21 protein-coding genes are annotated in these 26,713 nt (G+C 61.4%); 11 read left to right on the top strand and 10 right to left on the bottom strand.

Annotated features, from left to right (window positions below; all coding sequences use genetic code 11):
- Positions 1-230: 230 nt before the first annotated feature.
- Positions 231-1,607 carry a signal recognition particle protein gene (gene ffh / locus J7E41_RS17160; RefSeq protein WP_214994562.1) on the bottom strand — a complete coding sequence of 459 codons (1,377 nt, stop codon included), beginning with the start codon at positions 1,605-1,607 and terminating at the stop codon, positions 231-233.
- A gap of 234 nt (positions 1,608-1,841) precedes the next feature.
- Here ffh and J7E41_RS17155 point away from each other — a divergent pair, with 234 nt between their 5' ends.
- The 3 genes from J7E41_RS17155 to J7E41_RS17145 all read left to right on the top strand — a co-directional run bounded on the left by J7E41_RS17155 (position 1,842) and on the right by J7E41_RS17145 (position 5,510).
- Positions 1,842-2,654 (top strand): cytochrome C assembly family protein, encoded by an 813-nt coding sequence (locus tag J7E41_RS17155; protein WP_169353130.1) that lies wholly within the window; start codon positions 1,842-1,844, stop codon positions 2,652-2,654.
- A gap of 12 nt (positions 2,655-2,666) precedes the next feature.
- Positions 2,667-3,905 carry a transporter associated domain-containing protein gene (locus J7E41_RS17150; protein ID WP_214994560.1) on the top strand — a complete coding sequence of 413 codons (1,239 nt, stop codon included), beginning with the start codon at positions 2,667-2,669 and terminating at the stop codon, positions 3,903-3,905.
- 297 nt (positions 3,906-4,202) lie between these two features.
- Positions 4,203-5,510, top strand: a complete 1,308-nt coding sequence (locus J7E41_RS17145) for an MFS transporter (protein WP_214994558.1) — start codon at positions 4,203-4,205, stop codon at positions 5,508-5,510.
- Between the two features lie 106 nt (positions 5,511-5,616).
- Here the strand turns inward: J7E41_RS17145 and purT are convergent, their stop codons facing one another.
- From purT to J7E41_RS17120, 5 genes are all read right to left on the bottom strand, one after another.
- Positions 5,617-6,798 carry a formate-dependent phosphoribosylglycinamide formyltransferase gene (purT, locus tag J7E41_RS17140; protein ID WP_214994557.1) on the bottom strand — a complete coding sequence of 394 codons (1,182 nt, stop codon included), beginning with the start codon at positions 6,796-6,798 and terminating at the stop codon, positions 5,617-5,619.
- A 69-nt stretch (positions 6,799-6,867) separates the two neighbouring features.
- Positions 6,868-7,335, bottom strand: a complete 468-nt coding sequence (locus tag J7E41_RS17135) for a preQ0 transporter (RefSeq protein ID WP_214994556.1) — start codon at positions 7,333-7,335, stop codon at positions 6,868-6,870.
- 154 nt (positions 7,336-7,489) lie between these two features.
- Positions 7,490-7,705, bottom strand: coding sequence for a DUF1289 domain-containing protein (locus tag J7E41_RS17130; RefSeq protein ID WP_169353125.1), 216 nt, complete (start codon positions 7,703-7,705; stop codon positions 7,490-7,492).
- The gene (locus J7E41_RS17125) at positions 7,702-8,226 is read right to left on the bottom strand and encodes a gamma carbonic anhydrase family protein (protein WP_214994555.1); all 525 of its coding nucleotides are present in this window, start codon (positions 8,224-8,226) and stop codon (positions 7,702-7,704) included. The genes J7E41_RS17130 and J7E41_RS17125 overlap by 4 nt, the downstream gene beginning before the upstream one ends.
- A 40-nt stretch (positions 8,227-8,266) precedes the next feature.
- Positions 8,267-8,869, bottom strand: a complete 603-nt coding sequence (locus J7E41_RS17120; protein ID WP_214994554.1) for a CoA pyrophosphatase — start codon at positions 8,867-8,869, stop codon at positions 8,267-8,269.
- A gap of 146 nt (positions 8,870-9,015) precedes the next feature.
- Between J7E41_RS17120 and J7E41_RS17115 the strand changes: the two genes are divergently transcribed.
- The 7 genes from J7E41_RS17115 to nagE all read left to right on the top strand — a co-directional run bounded on the left by J7E41_RS17115 (position 9,016) and on the right by nagE (position 17,572).
- Positions 9,016-9,564, top strand: coding sequence for an NUDIX hydrolase (locus J7E41_RS17115; protein ID WP_214994553.1), 549 nt, complete (start codon positions 9,016-9,018; stop codon positions 9,562-9,564).
- A 40-nt stretch (positions 9,565-9,604) separates the two neighbouring features.
- Entirely contained in the window at positions 9,605-10,108 is a 504-nt protein-coding gene (locus J7E41_RS17110) for a L,D-transpeptidase family protein (RefSeq protein WP_214994552.1), read from the top strand.
- Between the two features lie 286 nt (positions 10,109-10,394).
- Complete coding sequence (locus tag J7E41_RS17105) at positions 10,395-11,126, top strand: GntR family transcriptional regulator (protein ID WP_214994550.1); 732 nt, start codon at positions 10,395-10,397, stop codon at positions 11,124-11,126.
- A gap of 52 nt (positions 11,127-11,178) precedes the next feature.
- Complete coding sequence (nagA, locus tag J7E41_RS17100) at positions 11,179-12,285, top strand: N-acetylglucosamine-6-phosphate deacetylase (RefSeq protein WP_214994549.1); 1,107 nt, start codon at positions 11,179-11,181, stop codon at positions 12,283-12,285.
- Positions 12,266-13,288: an SIS domain-containing protein gene (locus J7E41_RS17095; RefSeq protein ID WP_214994547.1), complete on the top strand. Its 1,023-nt coding sequence runs from the start codon at positions 12,266-12,268 to the stop codon at positions 13,286-13,288. Before nagA ends, J7E41_RS17095 begins: the two co-directional genes overlap by 20 nt.
- A gap of 36 nt (positions 13,289-13,324) precedes the next feature.
- The gene (ptsP, locus tag J7E41_RS17090) at positions 13,325-15,838 is read left to right on the top strand and encodes a phosphoenolpyruvate--protein phosphotransferase (protein ID WP_214994545.1); all 2,514 of its coding nucleotides are present in this window, start codon (positions 13,325-13,327) and stop codon (positions 15,836-15,838) included.
- A gap of 27 nt (positions 15,839-15,865) precedes the next feature.
- A complete protein-coding gene (gene nagE / locus J7E41_RS17085) occupies positions 15,866-17,572 on the top strand; it encodes an N-acetylglucosamine-specific PTS transporter subunit IIBC (protein ID WP_214994543.1) in 1,707 nt (568 codons plus the stop codon).
- 115 nt (positions 17,573-17,687) lie between these two features.
- Here nagE and J7E41_RS17080 read toward each other — a convergent pair whose 3' ends face one another.
- Both J7E41_RS17080 and purL read right to left on the bottom strand, forming a co-directional pair.
- On the bottom strand, positions 17,688-17,999 hold the full coding sequence (locus tag J7E41_RS17080) for an NGG1p interacting factor NIF3 (protein ID WP_214994542.1): 312 nt from the start codon (positions 17,997-17,999) through the stop codon (positions 17,688-17,690).
- A gap of 4 nt (positions 18,000-18,003) precedes the next feature.
- Positions 18,004-21,900: a phosphoribosylformylglycinamidine synthase gene (gene purL / locus J7E41_RS17075; RefSeq protein ID WP_214994541.1), complete on the bottom strand. Its 3,897-nt coding sequence runs from the start codon at positions 21,898-21,900 to the stop codon at positions 18,004-18,006.
- 286 nt (positions 21,901-22,186) lie between these two features.
- Here purL and mltF point away from each other — a divergent pair, with 286 nt between their 5' ends.
- On the top strand, positions 22,187-23,647 hold the full coding sequence (mltF, locus tag J7E41_RS17070; RefSeq protein ID WP_214994540.1) for a membrane-bound lytic murein transglycosylase MltF: 1,461 nt from the start codon (positions 22,187-22,189) through the stop codon (positions 23,645-23,647).
- A 221-nt stretch (positions 23,648-23,868) separates the two neighbouring features.
- Here the strand turns inward: mltF and J7E41_RS17065 are convergent, their stop codons facing one another.
- Together J7E41_RS17065 and ptsP (J7E41_RS17060) are read right to left on the bottom strand one after the other, a co-directional pair.
- A complete protein-coding gene (locus tag J7E41_RS17065) occupies positions 23,869-24,150 on the bottom strand; it encodes a PTS transporter subunit EIIB (RefSeq protein WP_214994539.1) in 282 nt (93 codons plus the stop codon).
- 2 nt (positions 24,151-24,152) lie between these two features.
- Positions 24,153-26,687 carry a phosphoenolpyruvate--protein phosphotransferase gene (gene ptsP, locus J7E41_RS17060; RefSeq protein ID WP_214994537.1) on the bottom strand — a complete coding sequence of 845 codons (2,535 nt, stop codon included), beginning with the start codon at positions 26,685-26,687 and terminating at the stop codon, positions 24,153-24,155.
- Between the last annotated feature and the right edge of the window lie 26 nt (positions 26,688-26,713).

The raw sequence follows: 26,713 nt of genomic DNA, 5'->3' as shown, positions 1-26,713 counted from the left end.
CAAGTGCGGGTTTGCTGGAGATCCCACATCCCTGTGGGTCGGAGCAGGAGCGAGCCCCTGCTCGAATTCTTTGTGGCCTGTTTCGTGGATAGCGCTCGATTTTGGCGAGTGGCTGTTGTTCTCAGGCAAGGCGCCGCGACGATCCATAGCTGACTATGGGGAGGAGCGGCAACGCAGCATAAGAACAACAGACGCCGCCATAATTGAGCAGCTACCCTCGAAACAGGTCACTACATCTTGGGCATGCCGCCGCCGGGCAACATACCGCCCATGCCGCGCATCATTTTGGCCATTCCGCCTTTGGCGGAGAACTTCTTCATCATCTTCTGCATCTGCTTGTGCTGCTTGATCAAGCGACCGATGTCCTGCACCTGAGTGCCGGAACCCATGGCGATCCGGCGTTTGCGCGAACCGCTGATCATCTCAGGGTCGCGGCGCTCGGCCGGGGTCATGGAGTTGATGATGGCTTCCATCTGCTTGAATTGCTTCTCTGCCGCACCCTGGGCGTTGCCCATTTGCGCCAGGTTCACACCGCCCATGTTAGGCAGTTTGTCCATGAGGCCGCCGAGGCCGCCCATGTTTTTCATCTGTTGCAACTGATCACGGAAGTCTTCGAGGTCGAAGCCCTTGCCCTTCTTCAGCTTCTTGGCCAGTTTATCGGCCTTGTCCTTGTCGAGCGTCGCTTCGGCCTGTTCGATCAGGCTGAGCACGTCGCCCATGCCGAGAATCCGCGAGGCGATCCGCTCAGGGTGGAACGGTTCGAGCGCTTCGCTCTTCTCGCCCATACCGATGAACTTGATCGGCTTGCCGGTGATGGCACGCACCGATAGCGCGGCACCACCACGGGCATCGCCGTCGACCTTGGTCAAGATCACGCCGGTCAGCGGCAGCGCATCACCAAAGGCCTTGGCGGTGTTGGCCGCATCCTGGCCGGTCATGGCGTCGACCACGAACAGCGTCTCGACCGGGTTGATCGCGGCATGCAGCGCCTTGATCTCCCCCATCATCTCTTCGTCGATGTGCAGGCGACCGGCGGTATCGACGATGACCACGTCGATGAATTTCAGCCTGGCTTCTTTAATAGCCGCCTGGGCGATATCGACGGGCTTCTGGCTCAGGTCGGACGGGAAGAAGGTCACGCCCACTTCACCCGCCAGCATTTCCAGTTGCTTGATGGCCGCCGGACGGTAAACGTCGGCAGAAACCACCATCACGGACTTTTTCTTGCGCTCTTTAAGGAAACGCGCGAGCTTGCCGGCGGTGGTGGTTTTACCCGCACCTTGCAAGCCAGCCATCAGCACTACGGCCGGAGGCACGGCACTGAGGTTCAAATCTTCGTTGGCCGCGCCCATCAGGCTTTCGAGTTCGGCCTGGACAATCTTCACAAAGGCCTGGCCCGGGGTCAGGCTGCGGGACACTTCGGTGCCGACCGCACGTTCCTTGACCGAGTTGACGAAGTCCTTGACCACAGGCAAGGCAACGTCGGCTTCCAGCAACGCCATGCGTACTTCACGCAGGGTGTCTTTAATATTGTCCTCGGTCAGCTTGGCCTTGCCGGTGACATGGCGCAGCGTCTGCGAGAGACGGTCAGTCAGGTTTTCAAACATGCGCGATCCTTTCAGGCCCTATTCATCGAAGTGCATTGGTAGACCGAGGTAATGGCGGCCCAGGCTGTGGTAAATCGCTATTAAAAACAGCGCTCGGCGAGCCTGCGCCGTGGGCAGGTCGCGGATTATAGCGAAGACTGTCGACATGCACACCCGCTGTCTGGCTCGGTGGTCTTTCGTGGAACGCAGGTGTATGCCAAACTCATCGGCTTTCGGGCTTGCTTAACAGGATTTATGCTCCCTTTGTCACCCAGTTTGCTCACCAGTCTCGCCGCCGCCATCTTGTATGCCGCTGCGACTATCTACCAAGGCACACGTCTGGCCCAATGCGCCAAGGCGGATAAGCGCCTGCTGGTCAGTCTCGGCGTACTCGCCCTGCTGGCCCATGCTGCCAGCCTGTTTACTCATCTGATGACGCCGGTCGGCCTGGGCCTGGATTTTTTCAGCGCTGCCAGCCTGATTGCCGCCGCAGTAATCGCCCTGACCCTGCTGGCCTGTTCGCGGATTCCGGTGGAAAACCTGCTGGTGCTGCTGTTCCCGCTGGGGATGCTGACCGTGCTGCTGGCGCAATTCGCGCCGTCGGGCACGGTGCAGGTGATCGATGAAGAACCGGGCATCCTGGCCCACATCCTGCTGTCGATCCTCGCCTATGGCATGTTCACCATTGCGGTGTTCCAGGCCTTATTGCTGCTCCTGCAGGACCACCAGCTCAAACACAAGCACCCCTCCGGGCTGATCAAGAACTTCCCGCCGCTGCAAACCATGGAAAGCCTGCTGTTCGGTTTCCTCTGGGCCGGCTGGACTTTGCTGTCGCTGTCGCTGATCTCCGGCTGGCTGTTCGTCGAGAACCTGTTCGCCCAGCACCTGGTGCACAAAACCCTGCTGGCGTGCCTGGCCTGGGTGGTGTTCAGCGTGCTGCTGTGGGGCCGCAACCGCCTGGGCTGGCGCGGGCACAAGGCGATCCGCTGGACCCTGGCCGGTTTCTGCCTGCTGATGTTGGCGTATTTCGGCAGCAAGCTGGTTCGCGAATTCATCCTGCATATCTGACGGGCAGTAATAATGGACAACTTGCCCCTGGGGCCGATGCTCGCGGTAATCGCCTTGCTGGTTTTGTGGTCGGCGCTGTTTACCGCCATCGAAGCCGCCCAGCACCATTTGCTGGCCCTGCGCCCCGGCACTCGTCAAAGCGATAAGGCCGCCGCCCGCCTGAGTTTCCCGCGCAACAGCCTGATCCTCTGCAACACCTTGTGTCGCGCCGTGGTGGTGATCCTTTGCACCTTGCTGGCGATCTATGCCTGGGCGGAAAACGGCCCATGGCTTGGCTGGGTGATTTCCTGCACCGCGCTGCTGGTGCTGGCCGACTACCTGCCCCGAACGCTGGCCACCCGCCACCCCCATGCAGTGCTGGGGTTTGGTAATACGCTGCTGGGCGTGCCGCTGAAAATTCTTTATCCGCTGGCCTGGTTACTTAACGGTATCAGCCTGTTACTGCTGCGTCCGTTTGCCCGCAAGGCCGGCATCGTCAAGAAAAGCGACGAACCACAACCGGACCACGACGATGAACCGGAAGCCGAAGCCCCCAATGGCCGGGAAGCGGGCATGCCGGGCATCCACGCCCTGGACAACATCACCGTCAATGACATCCTGGTACCCCGCAGCGAAGTGGACGGCATCAACCTGGATGACCCCATCGAAGAGATCATCGAGCAGTTGCGCACGTCCCAGCGCACCCGGCTGCCGGTGTTCCACAGCGACATCAACCAGGTCGAGGCGGTGCTCAACACCCGCCAGGTCCAGCACCTGTTGCCAGACGCCAGCCTGACCAAAGACGCGTTGCTGGCGGCCTGCCATGAACCCTACTTCGTCCCGGAAAGCACCCCCCTGCAACTGCAACTGTTGAACTTCCATAAACAGCAACGACGCCTGGGCATGGTGGTGGACGAATACGGAGAAGTGCTGGGCATCGTGACGCTGGAAGACATTCTCGAGGAAATCGTCGGTGAATTCGAAAGCGAGCAAAGCGTGGATAACCCGCACATTGAGCCGCAGTTGGACGGCCGATACGTGATCGACGGCGCAGCCTCCATCCGCGAACTGAACAAGAGCCTGGGCTGGCACCTGCCCAGCGACGGGCCGAAAACCCTTAACGGCCTGGTGACCGAAGCACTGGAGACCATTCCCGATTGTGCGGTATGCCTGAAGATTGGCCGCTATCGCCTGGAAATCGTCGAGACCGAAGACAACCGCGTGAGCAAGGTGCTGATCTGGCACACCAGCACGGTGCCGGTGGCCGCCTGACCTTCTGACGAAACACGGTCAATGTGGGGGCCTGCTCCCACACAAGCCCCCTTCCCACATTAGCTTCTGCGCTTGTACCTCTTGTTGTATCCACACCCCCCTTCCTATAATCCCCACGGCTTACCCAAGCCCCGCCCGACCGCGTGCTACCCGCACTCAGTGCGTCCAGGCATCGCGTTACCATGTCTGACCGGCGCTCGCTCCCATCCCGAGCCGCTCCGCGCAAAACCCTGATCCATGGGTGCAAGACCAATAATAATCCGCGCTCAAGCGCGCAATGACTTCAGGGATACGTCAATGAGCACCACCTATAACGAGGCCGCGGCCGCCCCGACCAACTCGACCGCCCGGGTCGCCACGGCGAGCATCGTCGGTACCGCCATCGAGTTCTACGACTTCTATATCTACGCCACCGCCGCCGCATTGGTGATCGGCCCTGTGTTCTTCCCACAGACATCCGGCACGGCGCAGATGCTCGCGTCATTCCTGACCTTCGGCATCGCTTTTATCGCCCGCCCTCTGGGTTCAGCGTTATTCGGCCATTTCGGTGACCGCATTGGCCGAAAATCGACACTGGTGGCGTCCCTGCTGCTGATGGGGGTCTGTACCACGCTGATCGGCTTGCTGCCCGGTTATGACAGCATCGGCGCCTGGGCACCGATCCTGCTCTGCGTGCTGCGCTTCGGGCAGGGCTTGGGCCTTGGTGGGGAATGGGGCGGCGCAGCATTGCTGGCCACGGAGAACGCACCGAAGGGTAAGCGCGCCTGGTTCGGCATGTTCCCGCAGTTGGGACCCTCCATTGGTTTCCTGGCCGCCAACGGACTGTTCCTGATCCTGGCCATGAACCTGAGCGATGAACAGTTCCGTAGCTGGGGCTGGCGTATCCCATTCATCCTCAGCGCAGCGCTGGTGATGGTTGGCCTGTATGCACGACTGAAGCTGCATGAAACCCCGGTCTTCGCCAATGCCGTCGCCAAGGAAGCACCGGTGAAAGTGCCATTGGTAGAGCTGTTCAGCCAGCATTGGCTGCCAGTGCTGCTGGGCGCGGCCTCGATGGTGGTGTGTTATGCACTGTTCTATATCACCACGGCGTTTTCCCTGAGTTACGGCGTATCCACATTGGGCTACAGCCGCGAAACCTTCCTCGGGCTGCTGTGCTTTGCGGTGCTGTTCATGGGATTGGCCACGCCACTGGCGGCCTTGGCCAGTGATCGATACGGGCGCAAGCCGGTGCTGATCGTCGGCGCGATCCTGGCCATCCTGTCGGGCTTTACCATGGAACCGTTACTGACCCATGGCTCGACCTGGGCCGTGGCGTTGTTTCTGGCCCTGGAGCTGTTCCTGATGGGCATCACGTTCGCTCCAATGGGCGCGATGTTGCCGGAACTGTTCCCGACCCGCGTGCGTTATACCGGCGCTTCGGCGGCGTATAACCTGGGTGGAATCGTAGGTGCGTCAGCCGCGCCCTTCTTCGCAACCAAGCTGGTGGCGATGGGTGGTCTGAGTTATGTCGGTGGATATGTGTCGGCGGCAGCGTTGCTCAGCTTGATTGCTGTGCTGTGCCTGAAAGAGACGCGGGATAACGATTTGAACAAGGTCGACTGATAGACCGCTATCGCGGGCAAGCCCGCTCCCACATTTTGATCACTACCAGCCTTGGCAATGCGGTCGAATGTGGGAGCCGGGCTTGCCCGCGATAGGCGCGCCGCGGTTACAGCTCGATTACAACAGCCTGGGAAGCACGGGTCGCTTTGGCCCGAGCAGCCTCGATCGACTCATCCCGCGCCAATGCCACGCCCATGCGGCGCTGGCCATTCACTTCCGGTTTGCCAAACAGACGCAATGCCGTATCCGGCTCGCTCAGCGCAGCACCAAGGTTGGCGAATGCCGTCTGAGTCGACTGCCCTTCCACCAGAATCACCGCCGAAGCCGATGGCCCGAACTGACGGATCAATGGAATCGGCAAGCCCAGAATCGCCCGCGCGTGCAGGGCAAACTGCGACAAGTCCTGTGAAATCAGGGTCACCAGGCCGGTGTCGTGTGGGCGCGGCGACACTTCGCTGAACCACACCTGATCGCCCTTGATGAACAGCTCGACGCCAAACAGGCCGCGACCGCCCAAGGCTTCAGTGACTGCTTTGGCGACGCGCTCGGACTCCGCCAAGGCAATCGGGCTCATCGCCTGAGGCTGCCAGGACTCCTGATAATCGCCCTTCTCCTGACGGTGTCCCACTGGCGCGCAGAACGTTGTACCACCCACGTGGCGCACGGTCAGCAGGGTGATTTCGTAGTCGAAATCGATAAAACCTTCGATGATCACCCGACCCTTGCCAGCACGGCCGCCCTCTTGAGCGTAGTCCCAGGCTTTCTGCACGTCATCGGCACTGCGCAGCAGGCTCTGGCCCTTGCCCGACGAGCTCATCACCGGTTTCACAACACATGGGAAACCGAGGTCTTCGACGGCCTTGCGGTAGTCTTCCACAGTGTCAGCGAAGTGATATGGCGAGGTCGGCAGGTCCAGCTCTTCAGCGGCCAGGCGACGAATGCCTTCGCGGTTCATGGTCAGCAGCGCGGCGCGAGCGGTAGGAATCACGGTGAAGCCTTCGGATTCCAGCTCCACCAGAGTGGAGGTGGCGATGGCTTCGATTTCCGGGACGATGTAGTGCGGCTTCTCCGCCTCGATCACCGCACGCAGGGCGGCGCCATCGAGCATGTTGATCACATGGCTGCGATGGGCAACCTGCATGGCCGGTGCGTTGGCGTAGCGATCCACGGCGATCACTTCAACGCCCAGGCGTTGCAGCTCGATTACCACTTCCTTGCCCAGCTCACCGCAGCCACACAGCAAAACGCGGGTCGCGGTTGGCGACAATGGAGTTCCAATTCGGGTCATCTCAGGTCCTCAGGGGAGCGGATCATGGGGAGAAAGGCCGGCATTTTACATGAACTGTAAAGATTGGCTTCAGTTGGCGACACGCTGTCGGCGTATACGCCAGGCCATCGCCAGCCAGACCACGGTCACCCCGGCGAATTTCGAGACCAGGGCAGTCCCTGCCACGGCGGGCGTCAGGGCGCCGATCAGGCCAAAAAAGATAAAGGTATCGAGGGGAATGCTCAGTGCCGAGCTTATCCACAGTCGATCGTGCAATGGGCGCTTGGTGATACTGAATACCAGCCAGTCAATGCACTCGGAGACCGCGAAGGCCGTGGCGCTGGCCAGCGCAATGGCGGGGTCGGACGTGACATAGGACAGCACCAGCGCCGCCAGCATGGCAATGATCGCGCCATGACCGAAGCGCGTTTGCACCATGTCCCGCAGGATAAATACCAGGCCGCCCCAGGCGGACCAGATGACGTCCAGGTGTGGAGCGGTGGAAAAGGCGAAGTTGATCAGCACGACGCTGCTGATATAGGCGATCAGGAAAAACATGGGACGAGGGACCTGTGGGCAAGGGGCACAGGGTACTCTGTGGCAAGGGGGCTTGTCCCCCCGTTGGGCTGCGAAGCGGCCCTAAAACCTACAACACAGATTTACCTGCCTGGCTGCGGTGACTTAACTGGGGACAAGCCCCCTCGCCACAGGGTTAGGCGCCAGATTTCCCGGGGATCATCCACATCATTCCGCTCGCCTTGGCCCGTTCATGGCACAACCCCAACACCACCCGCCGCTCTGCATTGTCCATGCGACTCCAGCGGGTGATTTCATCTACGTTGCGCTGGCAGCCAGTGCAGATGTCATCGTCATCCAGCGCACAAATACTCACGCAAGGCGAAGCCACTGGGCGTTCTGGCGTGTTCATTCTTCCTGCTCAACCAGATCACGGGCATAACGCTGTGAGTTATGCACATAGTGCGCGGCGCTGGCCTCCAGCATCTTCTTCTGCGCTTCGGTCAACTCCCGCACCACTTTACCCGGCGATCCCATCACCAGCGAGCCATCGGGAATCTCCTTGCCCTCGCCGATCAGCGAGTTGGCGCCAATGATGCAGTGCTTGCCGATCTTCGCGCCGTTGAGGATCACCGCGTTGATACCGATCAGGCTGTAATCGTCGACGGTACAGCCATGCAACATGGCGTTATGGCCAATGGTCACGCCGGTACCCAGGGTCAATGGGTAGCCCATGTCGGTGTGCATCACGCTGCCGTCTTGCACGTTGCTGTTCTTGCCGATCAGGATCAGTTCGTTATCGCCGCGCAATACCGCGTTGAACCAGACGTTGGCGCCCTCTTCCAGCTTGACCTTGCCCACCAGCGTGGCATTGGGCGCTACCCAACTGTCGGGATGGGTCTCGACTCGGGCGTCGCCCAGGCGGTATTTCATAGTGTGACCCTCATGGCGTGCCATACGAAACGATGGCTTATCAGGTGTTGATAAAACTTTTTGGCGGACGGTGCAGGCTGATATCAGCGTCGTCATAGAGCAGATTGATCAGCTCGACAATCATGATCGCCGTCAGCCCCCAAATCTTGTACTCGCCAAACCGATAGCTGGGCACGTACCAACTGCGGCCCTGGTAATCGATACGGTGAGTGTGTTCGCGTGGGTCCTGGCGGAAAAACTCCAGGGGCACGCTGAAGACGGCGGCGATTTCGGCGTCGTTCGCCAGGTATTCCACGTAATCGGGGATGATACCGACATAGGGTGTGACGCGAATGCCATGCAGGGAAATCAAGGGACTGAGCGGGCCGACTACTTCCACCAGGCCCGGTGGCAGGCCGATTTCTTCTTCAGCCTCGCGCAAGGCGGTGAATATCAGGTCCGGGTCTTCGGGATCGCGCCGCCCGCCGGGAAACGCTACTTCGCCACCATGGGTCGACAAACCGCTGGCCCGCAGCGTCAGGATCAGCTCCGGCTCGTCGCTACGGGTGATCGGTACGAGCACGGCAGCCTCCGGGAAACGGCCGTCAGCCTCCAGTGTGTGTGGCGTATGATTGCTTACCCGGCGAAGTAGCTCGTCCAGCATGAGTCATCTCGATCTGTTGGCTACTTTGTATCATGCACCAAAGCGTGCAGGCGCCCAACCCCAAAACCCGAGCGGTGTCGCTAAACGACAACTTGCAGGCCAAACCCTGCCACGCCAAGATAGGCGCACTCGTCAGGAACCCCAGCATGAACTTCTGTAGCCAGTGCGGTAAACCGGTCATCCAACGCATTCCCGAAGGCGACGCACGCCTGCGTTTTGTCTGCGATCACTGTCAGACCATTCACTACCAAAACCCCAATATCGTCGCCGGTACCGTGCCGGTCTGGGGCGACCAGGTGCTGCTGTGCCGCCGGGCCATCGAGCCGCGCCTGGGCTTCTGGACACTGCCCGCAGGCTTCATGGAAAACGGCGAGACCGTGGAACAGGCCGCCATGCGTGAAACCATGGAAGAAGCCTGCGCCCGAGTGCGCAACCTGAGCATCTATACCCTGATCGACGTACCGCACATCAGCCAGGTGCATATTTTCTATCGCGCCGAGCTGATCGACCTGGACTTTTGCGCCGGGCCCGAGAGCCTGGAAGTACGGCTATTTGATGAAGCCGACATCCCTTGGTCCGAGCTGGCTTTCCGCACGGTCGGGCGTACCTTAGAATGCTTTTTCGCTGACCGTCGGCAACAGTCCTATCCCGTGCACAGCGAGTCAGTACCGCCATTGACTGCGTTCGCCAAATAACAATCCAGACAGTACGTAGTCTTCTAAGGAATATCGCTTGATGCGTTGGTTGCTTGCTCTGATTTGTCTGTCGTTCGCCACGCTGTCGCCAGCCTCCACCCTGGAGACGCTGAACGGTAAACCTGTCGAAAAGATCCTGGTTCTCAAATCCGCCCGTCAGTTGCAACTGATCAATGACGGCAAGCCTCTCAAGACCTACCGCATTTCCCTGGGCAGAAACCCCAAGGGCACCAAGCTGATGGAAGGCGACCGCAGAACCCCGGAAGGCCTCTATTGGATCGACTGGCGCAAGACCAGCGACCGCTTCAATCTGTCCATGCACATCTCCTATCCCAACATTACCGACGCCGCCCGTGCGCGCCGCGAAGGCGTACTCCCGGGCGGCATGATCATGGTCCACGGCACCCCCGACGCCGAAGATTATCCAGAAGAATGGTTCCACACCCTGGACTGGACCGACGGCTGTATCGGTATGCGCAATGTCGACATGCGTGAGGTCTGGAACCTGGTCAAGGACGGCACGCTGATCGAAATTCGGCCGTAACTTTCTACCACTGGTAAAAATCAGCTAAAAAAAACTCAAAAAAAATCCCAACCTCAAGCGATGCCTGCCGGTGAATACCAGTTCACCTGCCAGGCACGGCCGGAGGCTGCGCGCCTCTGCTGCCAAGAAAGACCTCTCTAATACCACTCGATTCGACGCACTATAAAGGCGCCCGCAAATGCTCGCCTGCACCATTTTCATGGCATTGACATGGTATTTAAGTGGTATTAGTTTCTGACCACTACCGGGCGACAACACTCCAATAACCGCATCGGAAACCCTACAGATGAACCCGATCCTGGCCTTGCGCCCTGACGACAAACAATCCACGCCGCTGTACCTGCAACTGGCCCGTAACCTGGAAGCCGCGATTCATGCTGGCCAGTGGAAATCCGAGCAGGCATTGCCGTCGGAACGCGCCCTCAGCGAGCAGTTGAGTATTTCCCGGGTGACCGCCCGCAAGGCGTTGGAAGTGCTGTTCACTCAAGGCCTGATTCGTCGCAGCCAGGGTTCCGGGACATTCATCACGCCGCGCCTGGAGCAGCCGCTGTCACGCCTCTCGGGTTTCAGCGAAATGCTGCGGCTCAAGGGCTTTGTCCCCACCTCCCAATGGCTGGAGCGGGACATCACCCCACCGACCCACGAAGAACTGATCCGCTTGTGCCTCTCGCCCACCGACAAAGTGGCGCGGCTCAAACGCCTGCGTAAGGCCGACGACACGGTCATGGCGATCGAAATGACCGCCATGCCGGCCTCGGTACTCCCGCAACCGCAAGCCATCGGCAACTCGCTCTACGAATACCTGGAAAGCATCGGCAAACCCATCGTGCGCGCCCTGCAGCACATCCAGGCGATCAACGCCTCGGACGAGTTCGCCGCCCTGGTGGGCATCGCCCCCGGCGCCGCCATGTTGCTGATGACTCGCGTGGGCTACACCGCCGACAACACGCCCATCGAAATCACCGACACCTACTGCCGCAACGATTACTACGACTTTGTCGCAGAGCTCCGACGTTAGAAAGCCGCGTCGATATGACTTTGCCGCCAATTGCGAGACTTAGAGAACTGCCATGTCCGAAGACAACATCCTCACGCCTCAAGGCTGGATTCGCGGCCGTCTGGTGCACCACAACGGTAAAGTCATTGCCGTTGAAGGCGTGCCCTGCGACCCGACCAAAAATGACCTGCCCTACCTGCTGCCGGGCTTTATCGACCTGCACGTTCATGGCGGCGGCGGCAAAGACATCATGGAAGGCACCGAAGCCTTCGAGACCATCACCCGTACGCATGTGCGGTTTGGCACCACTTCGCTGCTCGCCACCACCATGACCGCGCCGGTGGACGAAATCTCCAGCGTGCTGGGCGCCCTCGGCCATTTCTGTGAAAACCGCCCGGCCGGCAGCGCCCGCGTCCTTGGCGTGCACCTGGAAGGCCCTTACATCAACCCCGGCAAACTCGGCGCACAACCGAACTTCGCCCACACCGCGTTGATGGCCGAAGTGGAAGCATATTTGCGCTTGGCGCCGATCCGGGTGATCACCATTGCCCCGGAAATCGCCGGCCACGATGCGCTGATCCGTACCCTCAGCGCTCGGGGCGTGCGTATGCAAATCGGTCACACCCTGGGCAGCTATGAAGAAGGCGTCGCCGCCCTCGCCGCCGGCGCCACCAGCTTCACCCACTTGTACAACGCCATGAGCCCGCTGCATCACCGCGAGCCAGGCATCGTCGGCGCGGCCCTGGCCCATGCCCAATATGCCGAACTGATCCCCGACCTGCTGCACGTCCACCCGGGCGCCATGCGCGTGGCCCTGCGCTCGATTCCGTGCCTGTACTGCGTCACCGATTCCACCGCCGCCGCCGGTATGCCCGACGGCGAATACAAGCTGGGCAGCCACACCGTGACCAAATGCCTGGGCGGCGTACGCCTGGCCGACGGCACCCTGGCCGGCAGCACCCTGACCATGGATCAGGCGCTGCGCAATCTGGTGAAGATCGGCCTGCCCATCAGCGAAGCCTCACAACGCCTGTCGCAATTTCCTGCGGACTACCTGGGCCTGGAAGATCGCGGCCGCTTGCAACCCGGCAGCTTTGCCGACTGCGTGCGCCTGGACCGCTCCCTGAACCTCACCGACGTAATGGTCGAAGGAGAAACCATTGACTTCAAAAATGCTTGAAGAGGCCCTGTCCTCCTGTGAGGCCGTCGAGGCCCAACTGCAATGCCTGGATCCGTTGCTGGAGGAAGTCGCCGGCCGCCTGCGCCGTCAGCCGCCGCAAGTGGCGATGACCATCGCTCGGGGCAGTTCGGACCACGCCGCCAGTTACTTCGCCTACCTGACCATGCAGCACCTGGGGATTCCGGTGGCGTCGCTGCCAATGTCGGTGGTGACCATGTTGCAATCGCCGCTCAAAGTCAGCGGCCAGGTGGCCTTCGGTTTCTCTCAGTCGGGGCAAAGCCCGGACCTGGTCAACAGCCTGCGCCTGTTGCGCAAGCGTGGCGCCCTGAGCATTTCCATGGTCAACGCTGAAGACTCACCCCTGGAAGCCGCGTGTGAGTTCCACGTACCGCTGTGCGCCGGGCCGGAAAACAGCGTCGCGGCCACCAAAAGTTTTATCGCCACCCTGAGCGCCAGCGCCCAATTGATCGGCCACTGGAACCAGGAAGACGGTCTGCTGGAAGCCTGCCATGCCTTGCCGGATGGCTTGCGCGAGGCCGCCAAGCAGGATTGGCGCCTGGCCATCGACGCCCTGCGCGACTGTCAGCGTCTGATGGTGATCGGCCGTGGCGCCGGGTTTGCCATCGCCCAGGAAGCCGCGCTCAAACTCAAGGAAACCTCGGCGATCCAGGCCGAAGCCTTCAGCAGCGCCGAAGTGCGCCACGGGCCGATGGCCCTGATCGACGAGAACTATCCACTGCTGGTCTTCGCCCCACGCGGTGCCGAACAAGCGGGATTGCTGACACTGGCCGCCGACATGCGCCAGCGCGGCGCCCGTGTGCTGCTGGCAGCGCCCGACGATATCGCCGAGCGAGACCTGACCCTGACCCGCGCCGAACACCCGGCCCTGGACCCGATCCTGGCGATCCAGAGCTTCTACGTGATGGCCGCAGGCCTGGCTGAAGCCCGGGGCATGGACCCGGACCAGCCGCGTCACCTGAGCAAAGTGACCCGTACCCACTGAGTTGATTTCCGCCGTTTCCTGATGAGTACCGTGCCCATGTCCCACAATAATAATGACCTCACCCTCAGCGCCCCCCTCAGTGGGCCGGTGCTGACCCTGGGCAACGTTCCTGATGAGGTGTTCGCCAGCGGTGCCATGGGCGACGGCATTGCCATCGACCCGCTCAACGACTGCCTGTATGCGCCGTGCGACGGCGTGGTGATCCACGTCGCCCGTACTGGCCACGCCCTGACGATTCGTGCCGACAACGGCGCCGAAGTGCTGCTGCACATAGGCATCGACACCGTCGAATTGAAAGGCGAAGGTTTTGCCCTACTGGTCAAGGAAGGCGCACGGGTCAGTAGTGGACAGGCGCTGGTGCGCTTTGATGTGGACCGTGTCGCCCGTCAGTGCAAAAGCCTGATCAGCCTGATCATCGTCACCAATGGCGATCAGTTTGAGCTACAACCGATTGCCTCACAGACGATCAAGGTTGGCGAGCCGATGCTGCGAGTGGTTTCCCGCCAGGCAGCAACTGCACGATCCTCGGCCACCGACGACGCCCACACCGAAGCCAGCGCCAGCATTCGCATCACTCACCGCGGTGGTCTGCATGCGCGCCCTGCCGCCTTGATCCGCAAGACGGCCCAGGGTTTCAGCAGCCAGTCACAACTGCATTTCGCCGGCAAATCGGCGTCGTGCGACAGCCTGATTGGCCTGATGGGACTGGGCATCGGTGAGCAGGATGAGGTGCAGGTCACTTGCCGTGGCAAAGATTGCGACGCGGCGTTACAGGCGCTGATCGCCGCGCTGTCTATCGCGGTCAGCGAAGAGTCTCATGCACCGGTGGCCGTCGCCCCACGCCTGGCCAACACCGAAGCCGGTGTACTGCAAGGCGTATGCGCCGCACCCGGCCTGGTCTGCGGGCCGCTGTTCCGGCTGAACGGGATTGAGTTGCCGCAAGACTTGGGCAACCACTCGGCCGACGAGCAATTGCAGCACCTGGACGGCGCCCTGGAACAGGTGCGCGGCGAAATCCGCAATACCCTGGACCACGCCCGTCAGCGCAAGGCCGTCGAGGAAGAAGAAATCTTCGCCGCCCACCTCGCGCTGCTGGAAGACCCGACCCTGCTGGAAGCCGCCACTGGCGCCATCGAACAAGGCAGCGCTGCCACTCACGCCTGGCGTGATGCGATCCAGGCCCAATGCGCGGTGTTGCTGGCCTTGGGCAAACCCTTGTTCGCCGAACGCGCCAACGACCTGCGGGACCTGCAACAACGCGTACTGCGCGCGCTACTGGGTGAAGCCTGGCATTTCGAACTGCCCGCCGGCGCCATTGTCGCCGCCCATGAATTGACGCCGTCGGATTTGCTGCAACTGAGCGCACAAAACGCCGCAGGTATCTGCATGGCCGAAGGCGGGGCGACCTCTCATGTGGCGATTCTCGCCCGGGGCAAAGGTTTGCCGTGTGTGGTCGCATTGGGCTCGGAGGTACTCGACGTACCGCCCGGCCAACGTGTGGTGCTGGACGCCGTCAATGGTCGCCTGGAACTCACGCCGGACGATGCACGTCATGCCCAGGTCCACCAGATTCGTGATGTGCAAAAACTGCGGCATCAGCAGCAGCAGGCCTTGGCTCAAGCACCGGCCAGTACCCTGGATGGTGTGGGCATTGAAGTGGCAGCCAACGTCGCCTCCAGCGCCGAAGCACAGATTGCCCATGAAAACGGCGCCGATGGTGTCGGCCTGCTGCGTACTGAATTTCTGTTCGTCGACCGCCGCACAGCACCCGATGAACAGGAGCAGCGCCAGGCTTATCAAGCGGTACTGGATGCCATGGGCGACAAATCCGTGATCATCCGCACCATCGACGTCGGCGGCGACAAGCAACTCGATTACCTGCCGCTGCCCGCCGAAGCCAACCCGGTGCTCGGTCTGCGTGGTATTCGCATGGCCCAGGTACGCCCGGAACTGCTGGATCAGCAACTGCGCGCCCTGCTTCAGGTCAGCCCGTTGCAACGCTGCCGGATCCTGCTGCCGATGGTCAGCGAAGTCGACGAGTTGCTGCACATCCGCCAGCGCCTGGATGAACTGTGCACCGAACTGGAGCTGAGCCAACGCCCGGAACTGGGGGTGATGATCGAAGTGCCGGCCGCCGCGCTGATGGCCGAGCAACTGGCCGAGCACGCTGACTTCTTGTCCATCGGCACCAACGACCTGTCCCAGTACACCCTCGCCATGGACCGCGACCACGCCGGCCTCGCCGCCCGTGTCGATGCAATGCACCCGGCGCTGCTGCGGCTGATCGCCCAGACCTGCATCGGCGCCGCCAAGCATGGCCGCTGGGTCGGTGTATGCGGCGCTCTGGCATCTGACCCGCTGGCCACGCCTGTGCTGATCGGCCTGGGCGTCAGCGAGCTGTCCGTCAGCCCGCCGCAAATCGCAGAAATCAAGGACCGCGTCCGCCACATGGACGCGGCTCAATGCCGGCAACTGAGCCTTGGCCTGCTTAACCTGAGCAGCGCCAAGGCCGTTCGCCAAGCCTGTCAACACCACTGGCCGCTGAGCTGACAACAACAAGAAAAAAGGAGACACGCCATGTACCAACTATTCATCAAAGGGCTGCAACGCCTGGGCCGCGCGCTGATGCTACCCATCGCCATCTTGCCGATTGCCGGCCTGCTGCTGCGACTGGGTGACACCGACCTTTTGAACATCGCGGTGATGCACGACGCAGGGCAAGCGATCTTCGCCAACCTGGCGCTGATCTTCGCGATCGGCATCGCCGTGGGCTTTGCCCGGGACAACAACGGTACGGCAGGGCTGGCCGGTGCCATTGGCTACCTGGTGATGATCTCCACACTCAAGGTGATGGATGCCAGCATCAACATGGGCATGCTCGCCGGGATCGCCAGCGGCCTGATGGCCGGGGCGCTGTATAACCGCTTCAAGGACATCAAGCTGCCGGAGTACCTGGCGTTTTTTGGCGGGCGACGGTTTGTACCGATTGTCACCGGGTTTTCGGCAGTGGGATTGGGGGTGATCTTCGGGCTGATATGGCCGCCGATCCAACACGGCATCAACAGCTTCGGCGTGTTGCTGATGGAAAGCGGTAGCCTCGGCGCCTTTGTCTTCGGCGTGTTCAACCGACTGCTGATCGTCACCGGTCTGCACCACATCCTCAACAACATGGCCTGGTTTGTGTTCGGCAGCTTCACCGATCCTGCGACCGGCGCGGTAGTGACCGGCGACCTGACCCGCTACTTTGCCGGCGACCCGAAAGGCGGCCAGTTCATGACCGGCATGTTCCCGGTAATGCTGTTCGGCCTGCCTGCCGCCTGCTTGGCGATGTACCGCAATGCCCTGCCGGAACGACGCAAGATCATGGGCGGGATTTTCCTGTCGATGGCGCTGACCTCGTTCCTGACCGGGGTGACCGAACCGATTGAGTTCGCGTTCATGTTCCTCGCGCCATTCCTGTATCTGCTACATGCGTTGCTGACCGGCTTGTCGATGGCGGTCACCAACATGCTCAACATTCACCTGGGCTTTACCTTCTCCGGCGGGTTTATCGACATGGTGCTGGGTTGGGGTAAATCCACCAACGGCTGGCTGGTGTTCCCGGTTGGGCTGGCGTATGCGGTGATCTACTACAGCGTGTTCAACTACTGCATCCGTCGCTTCAATTTGAAGACTCCGGGGCGTGAGGATATTCAGGTCGTACAAGCTGAGGCCATGACCGATAACCAACGGGCCGGGGCTTACATTCGGGCGCTGGGTGGTGCGGAGAATCTGCTGAGTGTGGGTGCTTGCACGACGCGCCTACGCCTGGACATGGTGGATCGCAACAAGGCAGTAGATGCAGAGCTGAAAGCGCTGGGCGCGATGGCTGTGGTTCGGCCGGGGAACGGTGGGAGTTTGCAGATAGTGGTCGGGCCGATGGCGGACAGCATTGCCGATGAGATTCGGTTGGCGATGCCTTCGTATGTTGCGCCGCCGGCGGCGGTGGTAGCGCCTGCTGAGAAGAGCACATCGGTGAATGTGCATGAGGCCGAGAAATGGCTGAGCGCCCTGGGCGGTCGGGCCAATGTGCTGCAACTGGATGCGGTGGCGATGACGCGGCTGCGGGTGGAGTTGGGGGATGGTTCGGTGTTGTCGGAATCCCAACTGACTGCGCTGGGTTGCCAGGGTGTTAGCCAGCTTGAGAGTGGTGTTTGGCACTTGCTGATTGGTGACAAGGCTTCGGGGTTGGGTGAGGCGTTGGAGCGGTTGGTCAGCGGCCGTGAGGTTGGGGTTAAAGCCTGAATCTTTACTGACCATTAGGGCCTCTTCGACTTGCCCGCGATGAGGCCCTAACAGGCAACAAAAAACCCGCTAGCCATCCAGGCCCAGCGGGTTTCTCGCTTTCACAACCAGCGAATCAAAAATCCGCCAACTGCCACACCTCATACGCCGGTGTCTCATACGGATGGCTAAGCTTCAACGCAGCCACGACAGCCACGATCAACTCATCCGCCACCACCAGCTCAACCTTCCATTCCTCGACCACTTCAACCTGTCCGACCTGACCAATAAACGGCTGGCTGCCGTCCATTGGCCGGAACTGACCGCGGCCCAGCACTTGCCAGGCGCAGCTGTCGTAGGTGCCGATGCGCCCGCCGCCGGCTGCGAAGACGGCGGTTTTCACCGTCTCCACATGGCTGTCGGGCACAAAGAAGCTGAGCTTGTACACCGCCTTAGTTCACCCACACGCGAGCGTTACGGAACATGCGCATCCACGCGCCATCTTCGTTCCACTCTTCCGGGCGCCACGAGTTCTGCACGGCACGGAACACGCGCTCCGGGTGCGGCATCATGATGGTCACGCGACCGTCGCGGCTGGTCAGCCCGGTGATCCCGCGCGGCGAACCGTTCGGGTTGGCCGGGTAGCTCTCGGTGACCTTGCCGTGGTTGTCGACGAAACGCATGGCCACGCAGCCGGACAGGTCGGCTTCGAGCAAGGCTTCTTCGCTGGAGAATTCCGCATGGCCTTCACCGTGGGCGATGGCGATCGGCATGCGCGAACCGGCCATGCCTTGCAGGAAGATCGAGTTGGATTCCTGTACCTGAACCATGGCCACACGGGCTTCGAACTGCTCGGAACGGTTACGCACAAAGTGCGGCCAGAACTCGCTGCCCGGGATAAGTTCGCTGAGGTTGGACATCATCTGGCAACCGTTGCACACGCCCAGGGTGAAGCTGTCGTTACGCTCGAAGAAACCCTGGAACGCATCGCGGGCACGGCTATTGAACAGGGCCGACTTGGCCCAGCCTTCACCGGCACCCAGCACGTCGCCGTAGGAGAAACCGCCGCAGGCCACCAGGCCTTTGAACTCATTGAGGTCAACACGACCGGCGAGGATGTCGCTCATGTGCACATCGATCGCATTGAAGCCGGCACGGTCGAACGCAGCCGCCATTTCCACCTGACCGTTGACGCCCTGCTCACGCAGTACGGCCACTTGTGGACGGATGCCTTTCTTGATGTACGGCGCGGCGATGTCCTGGTTGACGTCGAAGCTGAGCTTGGTGCTCAGGCCCGGGTTGTCTTCTTCCAGGATCACGTCGAATTCCTGCTCGGCGCAGTCAACGTTGTCCCGCAGACGCTGGATCTGGTAGCTGGTTTCGGCCCACTGGCGTTGCAGCAGACGACGCTGACCTTCAAACACGGTTTCGCCGTTGAAGACGATGTTGATTTCACCGTTGTTGATCGGCTGGCCGACCACTGCCACGCAGTCGCCCAGGCCTGCGGCGCTGAACTGTGCAAGTACGTCTGGAGTGGCATCCTGGCGAACCTGGATCACCGCACCCAATTCTTCGTTGAACAGGATTGCAGCGATGTCGGCGGAGGTTTCCGCCAGACCGTCGAGGTTCAAACTCAGGCCGCAGTGACCGGCGAAGGCCATCTCGACAACGCTGGTCAGCAAACCACCGTCGGAACGGTCGTGGTAAGCCAGCAGATGACCGTCGGCATTCAGGCCCTGAATCACGGCGAAGAAGGCTTTCAGGTCTTCGGCGTCGTCGACGTCCGGAGCGTGCTGGCCGAGCTTGCCATGCACCTGGGCGAGGATAGAGGCACCCATGCGGTTCTGCCCGCGACCGAGGTCGATCAGGATCAGGTCGGTGGTGCCCTTGTCCATGCGCAGTTGCGGGGTCAGGGTCTGGCGGATGTCGGTGACCGGCGCAAAGCCGGTGACGATCAGCGACAGCGGCGAGGTGACGCTCTTGTCCACGCCTTCATCGTTCCAGCGCGTGGCCATGGACATGGAGTCCTTGCCCACTGGAATGGTAATGCCCAGCTCCGGGCACAGCTCCATCCCGACCGCTTTGACGGTGTCGTACAGACGCGCATCTTCACCTGGGTGACCGGCAGCGGACATCCAGTTGGCCGACAGCTTAATGTCGGAGATCTTGCCAATGCGCGAAGCGGCAATGTTGGTCAGCACTTCGCCGATGGCCATGCGGCCCGACGCCGGAGCGTCCAGCAGCGCCAGCGGAGTCCGCTCGCCCATGGCCATGGCTTCACCGGTGTAGACGTCGAAGCTGGTAGCGGTGACGGCAACGTCGGCCACCGGAACCTGCCACGGGCCGACCATTTGATCGCGGGCAACCAGACCGGTAATGGTGCGGTCGCCGATGGTGATCAGAAAGCTTTTGCTGGCAACGGCCGGGTGGTGCAGGACGCGCTCCACGCAATCGGCGATGGCCAGGGTGGACGGATCAAAATCGTCGCCCAGTTCGTTTTCACGCACGGCCGAACGGTGCATGCGCGGGGCTTTGCCCAGCAGCACTTCCAGCGGCATGTCCACCGGGCTGTTGCCGAAGTGGCTGTCGGTGACCGTCAGTTGCGGCTCGGCAGTGGCTTCACCGACGACGGCAAACGGGCAGCGCTCGCGTTCGCAGATCGCCTGGAAGCGTTCGAAGTCGGCAGGGCCGACCGCCAACACGTAGCGTTCCTGGGATTCATTACTCCAGATTTCGTGCGGGGCCATGCCCGGCTCGTCGTTTGGAATGTTGCGCAGTTCGAAGCGGCCGCCACGGTCGCCATCGTTGACCAGTTCCGGGAAGGCGTTGGACAAACCACCCGCGCCGACGTCGTGGATGAAGCTGATCGGGTTCTTGTCACCCAACTGCCAGCAACGGTCGATGACTTCCTGGCAACGGCGTTCCATTTCAGGGTTTTCACGCTGTACGGAAGCGAAGTCCAGGTCTGCCGAGCTGGTGCCGGTGGCCATGGAGGAAGCCGCGCCGCCGCCCAGGCCGATCAGCATTGCCGGGCCGCCAAGGACGATCAGCTTGGAACCGACGAGGATTTCGCCTTTCTGGACGTGATCTTCACGGATGTTGCCCATACCGCCGGCCAACATGATCGGCTTGTGGTAACCGCGCACTTCATCGCCACGCGGGGTGGTGATGGACTGCTCGAAAGTACGGAAGTAGCCGGTCAGGGCCGGACGGCCGAATTCGTTGTTGAACGCGGCGCCGCCCAGCGGGCCTTCGATCATGATGTCCAGCGCGGTGACGATGCGCTCAGGCTTGCCGTACGGCACTTCCCACGGCTGTTCGAAGCCCGGGATCTGCAAGTTGGAGACGGTGAAACCGGTGAGGCCGGCCTTTGGCTTGGCGCCACGGCCGGTTGCACCTTCGTCGCGGATCTCGCCGCCGGAACCGGTGGCTGCGCCCGGGAACGGGGCAATCGCGGTCGGGTGGTTGTGGGTCTCGACTTTCATCAGGATGTGCACCGGCTCCTGCACCGCGCCGTACTGGCGGGTTTCAGGGTCCGGGAAGAAACGGCCGGCAACGCTGCCGACAATCACCGAGGCGTTGTCTTTATAAGCCGACAGAACGCCTTCGCTGTGCATCACGTAGGTGTTCTTGATCATGCCGAACAGGCTTTTTTCCTGGCTCTGGCCGTCGATGTCCCAACTGGCGTTGAAGATCTTGTGACGGCAGTGCTCGGAGTTGGCCTGAGCGAACATCATCAGTTCGATGTCGTGCGGGTTGCGCTTGAGACCGATGAAGGCGTTGACCAGGTAGTCAATCTCGTCTTCGGCCAAGGCCAGGCCCAGTTCAGTATTGGCTTTTTCCAGGGCCGCGCGGCCGCCGCCGAGCACGTCAATCGCGGTCAGCTGTTTGGGCTCGGCGTGGCTGAACAGACCGGCGGCCTGTTCCAGCTGGCCAACGATGATCTGGGTCATGCGATCGTGCAGGCTGCTGGCAATCAGCTCGGCCTCGGCATCGCTGAACTGGCCCGCGACGTAGAAGGCAATCCCGCGCTCCAGGCGCTGGATTTTTTCCAGGCCGCAGTTGCGGGCGATGTCGCTGGCCTTGCTCGACCAGGGCGAGATGGTGCCAAACCGTGGCAGAACCAGGAACAAGCGGCCGCTAGGCTCTTGGACTGGGACGCTGGGACCGTACTTCAGAAGGCGCGCCAGCACTTGCTGTTCGTCGGAAGTCAAAACGCCGGTAACGTCGGCGAAGTGAGCAAATTCGGCATATAAGCCACTGACAGCCGGGACTTTCTGGCTCAGTTGCTCAAGGAGTTTGCTGTGGCGAAAGGCAGAAAGGGCAGGAGCGCCGCGCAGGATCAACATCTTCGGGACAGCCTCGGGAAGGGGTGTGCTTTGAGGCCGTGCATTCTAGCGTAAACCGCCGCCAACGGCACCCGAAACGGCACCGGTGGCCGCTGCCGGACGTCAGTTGGCATAAATCGCACCGTATCAGGGCGTTATCCGGGTCATTCCGAGCAGTTATTTTAGCCCTCATAATCGCTCGCCAGGCCCCGTTTCTGCGGCCTTCAGCCCGGCTTGCGGGGTGCTATCAGACAAGTCTCATGCTGTCGAGATATGGCGCCGAGGGTCCTTTGCGTATACTGCGCAGATGTTTTCCCCAACTGCTTTGCGCCCGCGATGCGCCAAATGGCTCATCGCCACCGGACTCTTCCTGATGCTCAGCGCCTGTGTTGATAAACCCAGCACGCTCGAGCGAATCAAGGAGGATGGCGTATTGCGGGTGGTCACCCGAAACAGCCCGGCCACCTATTTCCAGGACCGCAACGGCGAAACCGGTTTCGAATACGAACTGGTCAAGCGCTTTGCCGATGACCTGGGGGTGAAGCTGGAGATCGAGACCGCCGACAACCTTGACGACCTGTTCGGCCAGTTGGGTAAACCCAACGGTCCGGTACTGGCCGCCGCCGGTCTGGTCAGCAGCGAGCAGCGCCGCCAGCAAGTGCGCTTCTCCCATCCTTATCTGGAAGTCACCCCACAGATCATCTACCGCAACGGCCAGTCCCGCCCCACCACGGCGGCAAATCTGGCAGGCAAGAAGATCATGGTGCTCAAGGGCAGCACCCACGCCGAACAATTGGCCGCACTGAAAAAGCAATTTCCCGCGATTGAATACGAAGAGTCCGACGCCGTTGAGGTGGTCGACCTGTTGCGCATGGTCGACGAAGGGCAAATCGACCTGACGTTGGTGGACTCCAACGAAGTGGCAATGAACCAGGTGTACTTCCCCAACGTGCGAGTTGCCTTTGACCTTGGAGACGCCAGCCACCAGAGCTGGGCTGTGGCGCTGGGTGAAGACAACAGCCTGCTCAATGAGGTCAACAGTTACCTCGACAAGGTTGAGAAGAACGGCACCTTGCAGCGTCTGAAAGATCGCTATTACGGGCATGTCGATGTACTCGGCTATGTCGGTGCCTATACCTTCGCCCAGCACTTGCAGCAACGCCTGCCCAAGTACGAGAAACACTTCAAGGCTTACGCCAAGGAAGAAAAGGTCGATTGGCGGCTGTTGGCGGCCATTGGATATCAGGAGTCCCTGTGGCAGCCGACGGTCACCTCCAAGACCGGCGTGCGTGGCCTGATGATGCTGACCCAGAACACCGCGCAAGCCATGGGTGTGTCCAACCGCCTGGATGCCAAGCAGAGCATCATGGGCGGCGCCAAGTACCTGGCCAGGATCAAAGATGAACTGGACGACAAGATTGCCGAGCCGGATCGCACCTGGTTCGCCCTCGCCGCCTACAACGTCGGCACCGGTCACCTGGACGACGCCCGCAAGCTGGCTGTAAAAGAAGGCCTGAACCCGAACAAGTGGCTGGACGTAAAGAAAATGCTGCCGCGCCTGTCGCAGAAGCAGTGGTACAGCAAGACTCGTTACGGCTATGCCCGAGGCGGTGAACCGGTGCATTTTGTGGCGAACATCCGACGCTACTACGACATCCTGACCTGGGTAACGCAGCCGCAGCTCGAAGGCAACCAGGTGGTGGAAGGTAACCTGCATGTACCGGGCGTGGACAAGACCAAGCCCGCCGAAGAAAGCCCGCAGTTGTAACTCACGCCCTGCCCACGATAGCGGTTGTAGCCGCTGGCGCAGCCTGCGATCGGCTGCGCAGCAGTCGCCAGGATCTTGAATTGTCGAAGGTCCTGCGACCCTTATCGCAGCCTCGTACCTCGGCAGCGGCTACAGGGGATTCAGGGGATTCAAGAAATGTGTAGTGCCTATGGCCATCGCGGCGGTGCGACAAGCCCGGCCCACATTTGATCTCCTTTGTTTTATAGACCGGTGATCAGGTGCACCACCCCACCCGTCAGCACCATCACTCCCGGCACACCCGCCGCCCGTAGTGCTACCGCATCCAATCGCCCCGGCTCGTGCAATTGCACCCGCACCCGAGTCAGTGCCACCCGTTGTTGCGACTTGAGGTTGCCCGCACCTCCCAGCGCACTCAACACCCCCGGCGCCAGTGGTGTTTCACCCGTCGGCACAGTCACCGTCTCGGCAATCAAGTCCGGCGTCAGGGCCTTCCAGAACGCCCGTTGCAATTTCTCGAACATGCTCAGTTCTCCACAACCAAAGAGGTTTCGACGGTAGCCACGCGGTACAGCCGCAAGGCCTCGCGCACCTGAGAGGCTTCTTCCAAGTCCAGCACCTGGCGGGCGATCAACTGGCAGTCCGCCAGGTCCAGCTCACGCACCGTGGCCTTGATGGTTGGGATCAGCGGCACGCTGACCGACAACTCATCCACCCCCAGCCCGAGCAACATCGGTACAGCCAGCGCCTCCGAAGCCAGTGCACCGCAGACACCGACCCACTTACCATGGGCATGGGCCGCCTTGACCGTGCTGGCGATCAGGCGCAGCACTGCCGGGTGAAAGCTGTCGGCCTGGCTGGCCAGACGCGGGTGATCACGGTCCATGGCCAAGGTGTATTGGGTCAGGTCGTTGGTGCCGATGGAGAAGAAATCCACTTCCGGCGCAAACAGGTCAGCCATTAAGGCCGCCGAGGGCACCTCGATCATGATTCCCAGTTTCGGCAGTTCCGTAAGCCCCAGGGCCTGCGCTTCCTCTTGCAGAATCTTGCGTGCCAGGCGCAGCTCCGACAGCAGGCTGACCATCGGCAGCATGATATGCAGGCGGGTCAGGCCCGCGCTGGCGAGAATCGCCCTGAACTGCTCGCGCAACAGTTCCGGACGCTCCAGACACAGGCGAATCCCGCGCAGCCCCAGGAATGGGTTGGTTTCACTGTCCATCGGCACATAAGCCAACGGCTTGTCGCCACCGACGTCCAGGGTGCGTACAACCAAATTACGATCCGGCCCCAACGCCCGGGCGATGGCGTTGTACGTGCCCGCCTGTTCCTCGGGGCTCGGCGCGCGGTTGCGATCCAGGTAGAGAAACTCCGAACGCAGCAGACCGACGCCTTCACCGCCCAGGACCAGCGATTGCTCGACCTCTTGCAGCGAGGCAACGTTAGCCGTCACTTCCACGTGATGACCGTCACGCGTGGTGGCGGCCAGCGAGGCCTGCTCCACTTCCTGCTGGCGGCGCAGTACTTGCTGTTGGCGAGCAGCCTGCAATTGCTCGATTTCGGCCAAGTCCGGGTCCAGGTGCAATTCACCCTTGTCGGCATCCAGTAGCACCTGGCTGCCATTGGCCAACGCCAGCACTTGCATCGGTACGCCGCAGATAGCGGGCAGGCCAAGAGCGCGGGCGAGAATCGCCACATGGCTGGTGGCGCCACCGCCAACCGTGACAAAACCCAACACCTTGCGGGTATCGAGACTGGCGGTTTGCGAAGGGGTCAGTTGTTCGGCGATAAGGATCGCTTGCTCCGGCAAATCCCAGGCACTGTCCTTGACCCCAAGAATCAGCTTCAGCACCCGCTGGCCGACGTCTGCCAAGTCAGCGGCGCGCTCGGCAAGCAGTGCACTGCCCAAGCCCTGGAACAGTATGACAGTGGCCGCCGTGGCACTGTTCCAGGCGAACGCGGCGCTCTTGCCCTGGGTCAACAGAGCATGGGCCTGCTCCAGCAATGTCGGGTCTTCCAGCAATTCTTGATGAGCACGGAAAATCTCCGCCTGGGCGCTGCCGACAGCCCTGGACTGCAAGGCTTGCAGGGCCTCGCTGGCCTGCTGCAGACCGCTCGCCAGTGCCGCACGTTCGACGGCTTCGCCGCTGCCCGCTTCAGTGATGTTCAATTCCGGTTCGGCCACCTGCACCACCTGGCCAAACGCCGAACCCGGCGACGCACACACGCCCCGCAGCAGGCTCGGGGATGAAGCCGGCGCGACCGGTTCGACGGGCTCGGCATGTGCAGCCAGCACCGTCTCGCCGCAGCCTTCAGCCAGCAACGCCACCAACGCCTTGATTGCCGCTTCAGCCTCATCCCCCACCGCGCTCACTTGCAAGGAATCACCCTGCACCGTCTGCAACGCCATGATCGCCACCAACGACTTGGCGTTGGCGCTCCGGGTTTGTTTGTGCAGATAAATACTCGCCTTGAAGCCTTTCGCCGCCTGGGCAAATACCGCCGCCGGCCGGGCATGCAAGCCATTGGCATTGGGCAGCGTCAGGGGTTTGGAAAACAGCGCATCGCCCTCCTCTTCCGCCACATCGTCAGCACTGGCCTCAGGCGTCACCCGAAGCAGCGCTTGCCTCACCTCCACCACCCCGGTGCGCGGCGTCAGCAGCACAAACGGTTCGCCGCTGACGACCAGCATCAGCGTCAGCAAACTGCGAGCGTTGAGCGCGATAAAGTCGGCATCGAATTCGATCAGCGGCTGACCGGCCTCCACCCGCTGGCCTTCCTCGACCAACCGGGTAAAGCCCTTGCCAGCCAGGTTCACGGTGTCCAGGCCGACGTGCATCAATACCTGGACGCCGTTGTCACCGGTGACACTCACCGCATGGCCACTGTCCTGGATATTACTGATCACACCCGCCAGAGGCGCGCAGAGGGTTTGTGATGTCGGGTCGATGCACAGGCCATCGCCAATCAGCCGACTGGAGAACACCGGATCGGGCACCTGGTCCAGGGGCAGCAGCACACCGGACAAGGGCGCCAGCAGTTCCAGGGGTTGGGTTGTGGTCATGACTTCACCTGCTGTTCTGTTCTGTA

The sequence above is a fragment of the Pseudomonas fluorescens genome (genome assembly GCF_018614655.1).
GTDB lineage: Bacteria > Pseudomonadota > Gammaproteobacteria > Pseudomonadales > Pseudomonadaceae > Aquipseudomonas > Aquipseudomonas fluorescens_BX.
The sequence above is the reverse complement of the archived record's forward strand: the minus strand, read 5'-3'. Positions and strand labels throughout refer to the sequence as shown.

Coding starts and splice junctions, on each gene's coding strand:
- ffh (WP_214994562.1), bottom strand. CDS start 1,607: ATGTTTGAAAACCTGACTGACCGTCTCTCGCAGACGCTGCGCCATGTC.
- J7E41_RS17155 (WP_169353130.1), top strand. CDS start 1,842: ATGCTCCCTTTGTCACCCAGTTTGCTCACCAGTCTCGCCGCCGCCATC.
- J7E41_RS17150 (WP_214994560.1), top strand. CDS start 2,667: ATGGACAACTTGCCCCTGGGGCCGATGCTCGCGGTAATCGCCTTGCTG.
- J7E41_RS17145 (WP_214994558.1), top strand. CDS start 4,203: ATGAGCACCACCTATAACGAGGCCGCGGCCGCCCCGACCAACTCGACC.
- purT (WP_214994557.1), bottom strand. CDS start 6,798: ATGACCCGAATTGGAACTCCATTGTCGCCAACCGCGACCCGCGTTTTG.
- J7E41_RS17135 (WP_214994556.1), bottom strand. CDS start 7,335: ATGTTTTTCCTGATCGCCTATATCAGCAGCGTCGTGCTGATCAACTTC.
- J7E41_RS17130 (WP_169353125.1), bottom strand. CDS start 7,705: ATGAACACGCCAGAACGCCCAGTGGCTTCGCCTTGCGTGAGTATTTGT.
- J7E41_RS17125 (WP_214994555.1), bottom strand. CDS start 8,226: ATGAAATACCGCCTGGGCGACGCCCGAGTCGAGACCCATCCCGACAGT.
- J7E41_RS17120 (WP_214994554.1), bottom strand. CDS start 8,869: ATGCTGGACGAGCTACTTCGCCGGGTAAGCAATCATACGCCACACACA.
- J7E41_RS17115 (WP_214994553.1), top strand. CDS start 9,016: ATGAACTTCTGTAGCCAGTGCGGTAAACCGGTCATCCAACGCATTCCC.
- J7E41_RS17110 (WP_214994552.1), top strand. CDS start 9,605: ATGCGTTGGTTGCTTGCTCTGATTTGTCTGTCGTTCGCCACGCTGTCG.
- J7E41_RS17105 (WP_214994550.1), top strand. CDS start 10,395: ATGAACCCGATCCTGGCCTTGCGCCCTGACGACAAACAATCCACGCCG.
- nagA (WP_214994549.1), top strand. CDS start 11,179: ATGTCCGAAGACAACATCCTCACGCCTCAAGGCTGGATTCGCGGCCGT.
- ptsP (WP_214994545.1), top strand. CDS start 13,325: ATGTCCCACAATAATAATGACCTCACCCTCAGCGCCCCCCTCAGTGGG.
- nagE (WP_214994543.1), top strand. CDS start 15,866: ATGTACCAACTATTCATCAAAGGGCTGCAACGCCTGGGCCGCGCGCTG.
- purL (WP_214994541.1), bottom strand. CDS start 21,900: ATGTTGATCCTGCGCGGCGCTCCTGCCCTTTCTGCCTTTCGCCACAGC.
- mltF (WP_214994540.1), top strand. CDS start 22,187: ATGTTTTCCCCAACTGCTTTGCGCCCGCGATGCGCCAAATGGCTCATC.
- J7E41_RS17065 (WP_214994539.1), bottom strand. CDS start 24,150: ATGTTCGAGAAATTGCAACGGGCGTTCTGGAAGGCCCTGACGCCGGAC.
- ptsP (WP_214994537.1), bottom strand. CDS start 26,687: ATGACCACAACCCAACCCCTGGAACTGCTGGCGCCCTTGTCCGGTGTG.